This is a genomic window from Achromobacter sp. UBA5777 (assembly GCF_002418565.1).
Classification (GTDB): domain Bacteria; phylum Pseudomonadota; class Gammaproteobacteria; order Burkholderiales; family Burkholderiaceae_B; genus Achromobacter; species Achromobacter animicus.
This window is the reverse complement of sequence record NZ_DIEJ01000322.1, coordinates 1-7,017: the sequence shown is the minus strand read 5'-3', so window position 1 is coordinate 7,017 and position 7,017 is coordinate 1. Positions and strand designations below refer to the sequence as shown.

The 7,017-nt window shown below is 66.8% G+C and carries 7 protein-coding genes; 4 read left to right on the top strand and 3 right to left on the bottom strand.

Going from position 1 to position 7,017, the window contains the following annotated elements; all coding sequences use genetic code 11:
• Window positions 1-379, top strand: a 379-nt coding sequence (locus tag B3446_RS28190) for a Sir2 family NAD-dependent protein deacetylase (protein ID WP_291387460.1), incomplete at its 5' end; no start/stop codon positions are given.
• A 16-nt stretch (window positions 380-395) separates the two neighbouring features.
• Here B3446_RS28190 and B3446_RS28185 read toward each other — a convergent pair.
• Complete coding sequence (locus tag B3446_RS28185) at window positions 396-1,448, bottom strand: helix-turn-helix transcriptional regulator (RefSeq protein WP_291387458.1); 1,053 nt, start codon at window positions 1,446-1,448, stop codon at window positions 396-398.
• Between the two features lie 174 nt (window positions 1,449-1,622).
• Entirely contained in the window at window positions 1,623-3,143 is a 1,521-nt protein-coding gene (locus B3446_RS28180; protein ID WP_224776737.1) for an EAL domain-containing protein, read from the bottom strand.
• Between the two features lie 469 nt (window positions 3,144-3,612).
• Between B3446_RS28180 and B3446_RS28175 the strand changes: the two genes are divergently transcribed.
• Together B3446_RS28175 and B3446_RS28170 are read left to right on the top strand one after the other, a co-directional pair.
• Entirely contained in the window at window positions 3,613-4,545 is a 933-nt protein-coding gene (locus B3446_RS28175) for an N-carbamoyl-D-amino-acid hydrolase (protein ID WP_291387464.1), read from the top strand.
• A gap of 130 nt (window positions 4,546-4,675) precedes the next feature.
• A complete protein-coding gene (locus B3446_RS28170; RefSeq protein WP_291387462.1) occupies window positions 4,676-5,614 on the top strand; it encodes an ornithine cyclodeaminase family protein in 939 nt (312 codons plus the stop codon).
• A 7-nt stretch (window positions 5,615-5,621) separates the two neighbouring features.
• Here B3446_RS28170 and B3446_RS28165 read toward each other — a convergent pair whose 3' ends face one another.
• Window positions 5,622-6,557, bottom strand: a complete 936-nt coding sequence (locus B3446_RS28165) for a LysR family transcriptional regulator (protein ID WP_191576404.1) — start codon at window positions 6,555-6,557, stop codon at window positions 5,622-5,624.
• Window positions 6,558-6,654: 97 nt separating this feature from the next.
• Here B3446_RS28165 and B3446_RS28160 point away from each other — a divergent pair.
• Window positions 6,655-7,017: MFS transporter (locus B3446_RS28160; protein WP_291387456.1), on the top strand; the 363-nt coding region annotated here is incomplete at its 3' end.

The following is a 7,017-nucleotide window of genomic DNA, read 5'->3' as shown; positions in this document are numbered from 1 at the left end:
CTGTGGCATGCCCCACACCCTGACCGCCCCGCCGGACAAGTCCGCGCGGCACGGCCCGTATCCCGCGCCGCCCGCCTGCCGTATCTGCGGCGAACTGGTGCGCCCGGGGCGGTTGTGGCACGGCGAGGCGCCCGCGCCCGCCGTCTGGCGGGTGGCCAAGGGGCTGGTGGCCAACGCCGATCTGATCGTGACAGCGGGCACGTCGTGCCAGACATCCGCTGCGGCCGAGCTCTGCTACGAGGCGGTCGGATGCGGCGCGCAGTTGGTGCAGATCAATCCCAATCCGACAACGCTGGATCGCGTGGCGACGCACAGCATCCGGGGCGCGGCCGAGAAAGTGCTGCCTTTGCTGCTGGCGCGCGCCTGGCCCGCCGATTGACACCGAGGGAGGCGGACTAGAGGTAGCGGCGCGCCAATTCGCGGGCCTCTTGGGCAAAGCGGTCGCGGATGTCTTCGGGTTCCAGCACCTCGATCGAGGACGCGTGCCCGTGCAGCAGCTGCCACAGCATGACGGACGGGCGTACCGTGGCGGTGAGCGTGAAGCCGCGCTCGTCCTCGTCGATCATCTGATCCGCCGACAGCCAGAATTCGCGCAGCGGATGACGCTGGCGCCGCCCATCGTCCAGCACCGGTTCGGCGGCGTGCAGACGGATGCGGGTTTCCTCGCCCGGATCGAAGTTCAGCGCTTCCTCGCGGCGCACGAAGTCCTGCAGGTCGAACGTGGGATCCATGTCCGCCGCCTCGTCCAGCAGCCGGACTTCGGACAACCTGTCCATCCGGAACAGGAAACGCCTGCCCGGCTGTCGCGCCCCCCACGCCACCATGTACAGCACACCCGCGCGATCGACCATCGCCAGCGGCGTCATGACGTACAGCCGGTCGGCGGGCGTCTTCTCGCCGAAGGGCGTGTTGCGGAACGACAGCTTGCGGTTGAAGTACAGCGCGCCGCTGACTTGGCGGTAGACCTCGGCAGACACCGTGGGCAACACGGTGGGATGGGTGCCGTCGATGCGCAGGATCTTGCGCGCCCAGTCATGTGCCGGCCCGATCCCGGGCTGGGCGCGGTGCGTTTCCAGGTAGCGCCACGCGCTGTCGAAGGTGGTTTCCAGATCGTCCAGCACGACGGCCGGCAGGTGGCGGTCGGCCACCTGCTTGAGCGCGCACATCGCCATTGCCATATTCGCGTTCATGTTCTGGATATGGAAATCGGCGCGCTGGATGGTGCGATACCAGAGCTTGCCGCGCGTGGCGCCCACGCTGCCGACGCTGTCCAGCTTGAGCAGCGTGCGGCGGATCTGCTTGTCGACGGGCACCGGGTTCTGCAGCGCGGCCAGCCGGTCGCGGATTTCCGCCATGCCCATGCCCTTCACCATCGCATCGGTTTCTTCGTTCTGGACATACGGAAGGATGCGCAGCAGGTTGTCGACGAGCGTCTGGTTATGTCCCATGGCAGATGCAGCAAATTAACCCGTTAAATACCGCCCGCATTCTATCTGTAAAAGCGGCGAATAATGCTTCGCCAAAATCCAGATAATGCGTCCGGCGCAACGGCGTTGGACATTCTGCATTATGTCGGTTGTGCCAGAAATAAAAAGGACATTCGACAAACTGCCCGCCAACGGTCAATCGGCCACGATGTCGGCAAGCGGCACGGGTCGGCCAAACAACCAGCCCTGACCCACTGCGGCCGGTTGGCGGGCGAGCAGATAGCTGGCCTGCGCCTCGGTTTCAATGCCCTCGATGATGAGGCTGATGCCCAGCTCCCGGGATATTGCGATGACGTGGTCGATGATCAGGGTGCCCGCGTCCTCGGCGCCGATCGCACTGGTGAAGCTGCGGTCCAGCTTGATGGCGTCGGCCTGCATTTCGGCCAGATAGTTCAGGTTGGAATGGCCCGTGCCGAAATCGTCGATGAACACCTTGAAGCCCTTGCCGCGCAAGGTCTTGACCATCGCCAGCACATGGCCATCAGACAGGGGCGTGCCTTCGGTGATTTCCAGCGCCACGTTGCCGGGCTTCAGCCCGCGCTCGCTGACGGCGTCCAACAGGAAGTTCCGGTAGCCTGCGTCTTTCAAATCGGCCGCCGACACGTTGATGCTGACGTAGAGCGCGGGATTGCCGCGCAGGCGCTCGTGCAGGTCGCGCAGCGCCTGCGAGGTCACCAGCCGGGACAGCGCGCGGCCCAACCCCATGGCTTCGGCCAGCGGCACGAACAGGAGGGGCGACACATCGCGGCCACGGGCGCGCCACCGTGCCAGCGCCTCGAAACCCGCCAATTGCCGGGAGGCAAGCTGGCGCAGCGGCTGGTAGTGGACCTGGATGTCGCCGCCCAGGATGGCCTTGCGCAGCTCGCTCTTGGCGCTGCCCGCGTGCATGCGCCACATGACGCAAAGGCCCGCCAGAAAGGCAAGGGCCAGGGCGCCGACCACGGACAGCACCATCGCCGGAAGCTGGAACCAGGCGTCGGACCGCAGCCGCGACACGACGCAGATGTCGGGGCCGCCGTCCGGCGCGCACAGCGAGGCGCGCCGTTCAGGCGCGAAACCCTGGTCATCCATGTTCTCGCGCGGCATGTCCAGGTCGTGCGCGCGGCCAAAGCGCCGGTATACATGGTCGCCGTCACGCGTCACGATCTTGGCGTCGATGCCGGAACCCGGTTCCGGAAAGCCGTCGAACGCGCCCGGTGCGGTGAACACGATGATGTCGCGCATCGCCGCCATGTCGCCGATGATGCGTCGGTCGACGATATTGGCGGCGCCCACCCAGAGCTGCAGCCCGCTGGCCAACGTGAAGGCCGGCGGTGGCAGGGTCAGCGGATCGGGCAGCTTGCCCCACGCCGCGGAGCAGCGCAGCATGCCGCCCAGCGTGCGGCCGATGTCGCGGATATAGGTGGAATTGAAGAGCAGCACGCGCAGGGTCGCCACATCGGCTTCGGAACACAGCGGACCGCCCTGCGTGGCCGCAGCCATCAGGCGATGGCTTTCCTGCGCCACCCGCAGCGCGTGCGCAAGCAGCCGGGCGTTATGCCCGGCTAGTTTGTCGTCGGCCTGGTTCAGTTCGATCTGGCGTCCAGCCAGCACCCCCGCGAGGAATCCAAGCGCCGACAACAACAACACGAAAGCCGCAATTCTGGAACGTGACATGGGGGACCGGTGCACATGGGCGGCGCGTGGCATGCAATTCTGCGCGTAAGGCAATGTAACCGAACTTCCCGCAGCCTAAACGGCAAATTCGCCCCTCCTGACCCGCTAATTGTGGCTTTCGAAAACAGGCGCGTTGCTAGGAAAACCGGTGGGCGATCCGAGCCAAAGGGCCTCCGCGTCATTGAATCTACGGGGAAACCCGATATAAAACTTTGCGCGACGCCCATGATCCCGCGTTATGCACAGGGCGCAATACGAGGGCGCGCTTTCTCGGGTTTTCCCATTCAGATCAGCGGGTTGCATGCCGGGATGGGCCCAGTGCAACGCCCCGGCAGGCGGCCAGACCGCAGTTTCCGATCAGCCCGCGCGCGGGCATGCTTGCGCCTTCGGCCTTGAACGCGCCCCCGCGTGGCGGCCCCTTCGCAAGATTCTGGAGATCTCCGTGACCCCCTCTTCCCCGTCCCGCAAAATGGGCCTGGCCGTCGCCCAGATGGGCGCCGTCAATCTGGCCGACACCCGCGCGGTGGTCGTGCGCCGCCTTGTCGAGATGATGCGCGAAGCCGCCGCCCGCCAGGCCGAGTTCGTCGTGTTTCCCGAGCTGGCGCTGACGACGTTCTTCCCGCGCTACTGGATGGACGACGCCGAAGCGGTGGAGCGCTATTTCGAAAAGACCATGCCCAATGCCGACGTACAGCCGCTGTTCGACACGGCGCGCGAGCTGGGCATCGGCTTTTACCTGGGCTATGCCGAACTGACGCCGGAAGGCCGCCAGTTCAACACGGCCATCCTGGTGGACCGCAGCGCCAAGATCATCGGCAAGTACCGCAAGATCCACCTGCCGGGCCACTCGGACCACAAGGTCGACGCCCCCTTCCAGCATCTGGAAAAGAAGTTCTTCGAAGTCGGCGACCTGGGCTTTGGCGTCTGGGAGACCAACGACGTCAAGATCGGCATGTGCCTGTGCAACGACCGCCGCTGGCCCGAGACCTACCGCGTCATGTCGCTGCAAAGCGCCGAGCTGATTGTGCTGGGCTACAACACGCCGTCGCTGAACATCCACTGGAACGAGCCCGCGCACCTGCGCACCACCACGCACGAGATCGTGCTGCAGGCCAGCGCCTACCAGAATGCGGTGTGGATCGGCGCGGCGGCCAAGTGCGGGCACGAGGACGGCCATCACATGATCGGCAGTTCGATGATCGTCGCGCCGTCCGGCGAGATCGTGGCCCGCGCCAGCGGCGAGGAAGACGAAGTCATCACCGCGCGCATCGACCTGGGAATGGGCCAGACCTTCCGCGACCACGTGTTTAATTTCGCCAAGCACCGCAGCCCGCATCACTACAAGCTCATCGTCGAGCGCACCGGCGCGGGCGATCCGCTGCCCCAGCCCGACGTGGATTGACGCCGTTCGCCTGCGATGAACGACCCATTGCCCGCGTCATCGCGGGCAATTTTCTTTTGGCGGCCGCGCCCCGCACGCTGCTAGACTGCCCGAGGCCCCTTGATTGACCGACCACGCAGGCAACGATCCGATGCGCTTAATCGACACCGAACAGACCCGCAACGCCCTGTCCTTCGACACCGTCATTCCCGCCCTGCGGGACGCCTTCCGCGAAGACGCCACGGTGCCCGCCCGCCACGTGCACGCCATCCAGTCCGGCAACGCGCACGGCACCTCGCTGATCATGCCGGCGTGGAGCGAGCGCGGGTACTTTGGCGTGAAGATCATCAACATCTTTCCCGAGAACACGCATCTGGGCCTGCCGGGCCTGCACGCCACGTACAACCTGTACAGCGCCACCACGGGCGTGCCGGTTGCGCAGGTCGACGGCGATATCGTCACCGTGTACCGCACGGCGGGCGCAGCGGCGCTGGGCGCGGACTACCTGGCGCGCGCCGATGCCCGCACGCTGCTGATCGTGGGATCCGGCCGCATCGCCGGGCTGGTGGCGCAGGCCATGCGCACGGTGCGCCCGATCCAGCGCGTGCTGGTGTGGAACGTTCGGCCGGCCGGCGCCGAGACGCTGGCGGCAACCCTGCGCGAGCAGGGCTTCGATGCGCAGGCGGTCACCGACCTGCAGGCGGCCGCCGGGCAGGCCGACATCGTCAGCTGCGCCACGCTATCCACCGTACCGCTCATCCACGGCGCGTGGCTGCGTCCCGGCACGCATCTGGACCTGATCGGCAGCTTCAAGCCGGAAATGCGCGAGACCGATCCCGCTTGCTTTGACGGCACCACCGTGTATGTCGACACCGACGAGGCGCCCACCAAGTCCGGCGACCTGCTGTCGGCATTCGACGCGGGCGTGCTGACGCGCGAAGGCATCAAAGGCAACCTGCACCAGCTCGCCAAAGGCGAGGCTCCCGGACGCCGCAACGATCAGGAAGTCACGGTGTTCAAGGCGGTCGGTAGCGCGCTGGAAGACCTGACGCTGGCGACGCTGGTGTACGAATCCGTGCGGGACGCGTAGCGGACCGTCAGGCCCCCGCCAGCTCCATCGGCAGATGCTCGCGCATGATCTCAATGAAGCGCCGCAGGCGCGCCGGCTGAAAACGCGACGGCGCATAGACCAGAAATACGGGCAGGGCATCTGCGCGCCACTGCGGCGCCAGGTGCACCAGGCGGCCGGCGGCCAGATCGGGCTGCATGGCCCAGGCCGATCCCAGCGCCACGCCCAGCCCCTGGATGGCCGCGTTGCGCAGCGCGTGCAGACCGTCGGTAGACAGGCGCGGCTGGATTTCAAAAGACTGTCTGTCGCCGCTGCCGCAGTGCGTGACGGTCACCTCGGTGCGATAGAAGGTGCGCAGCGCCAGCCACGGCAGGCGCGCCAGATCCGACGGATCCTGCGGAACCGGCCCGCCCGCAAGCAGGTCCGGTGACGCCACGACGATGCGCGGCACCTCGCCCAGCTTCACCGCAATCACCGACGGATCGGTCACGGCGCCCACACGAATCGCGCAATCCACGTTCTCGGCGATCAGGTCCGGCATGCGGTCATGCAGCAGCCACTCCACCCGCATGTTCGGATAACGCTTCAGATACTTGGCCAGCGGCTCGATGAATTGATCCTGGCCGAAGACGTGCGGCGCCACCACGCGCAGCATCCCGGCCGGGTCGTCGTCCGCGCCGCGCACCTCGCTTTCGAAGGACTGCCAGCTCGCCAAGAGCTCCTTGCCGCGCTCGTAGCAGCGCTGGCCGTCTTCGGTCAGGCGGATGGCGTGGGTGGATCGCTTCAAAAGGCGCACGCCCATGGTGCGTTCCAGCAGTTGCAGGCGGCGGCTGACGGTGGGCTGAGTGCCGCCCATCTGGGCGGCGGCGGCGGACAGGCTGCCGGCCTCGACGATGCGCACGAAGGTTTCGATCAACAGCATGCGGTCGGTGCCGGCTGGGGCGGGAAGGGCGGAGGCGGTCATACGCCTATCGTATAACGCCTGTACCCGAAGGTCGGCTACCAAAACCCCGGCGGCAAGCCCAGAATCTGCCCCGTACCCAAAGCCACCGGACACCACCATGTCATCCCCCACTCCCCACCCCTCCCTATCGCGCGGCCTCGTCTTCCTGCTGGCCGTGGGCGCCGGCCTGGGCGTCGCCTCCCTTTACTACAGTCAGCCGATGCTCGGCGTGCTGGGCGCGGACATCCACGCCAGCGCCGAAACGCTGGGCTGGATTCCGACGCTGACGCAGCTGGGCTACGCCTTCGGCATTCTGATGCTGGCGCCGCTGGGCGACCGCTATGACCGCAAGCGCATCATCCTGATCAAGGCCGCCGTGCTGGCCCTGGCGCTGCTGCTGGCCGGCGCGTCGCCCACGATCGGCCTGCTGCTGGCCGCCAGCTTCGCCATCGGCCTGTCCGCCACGCTGGCGCAGGACATC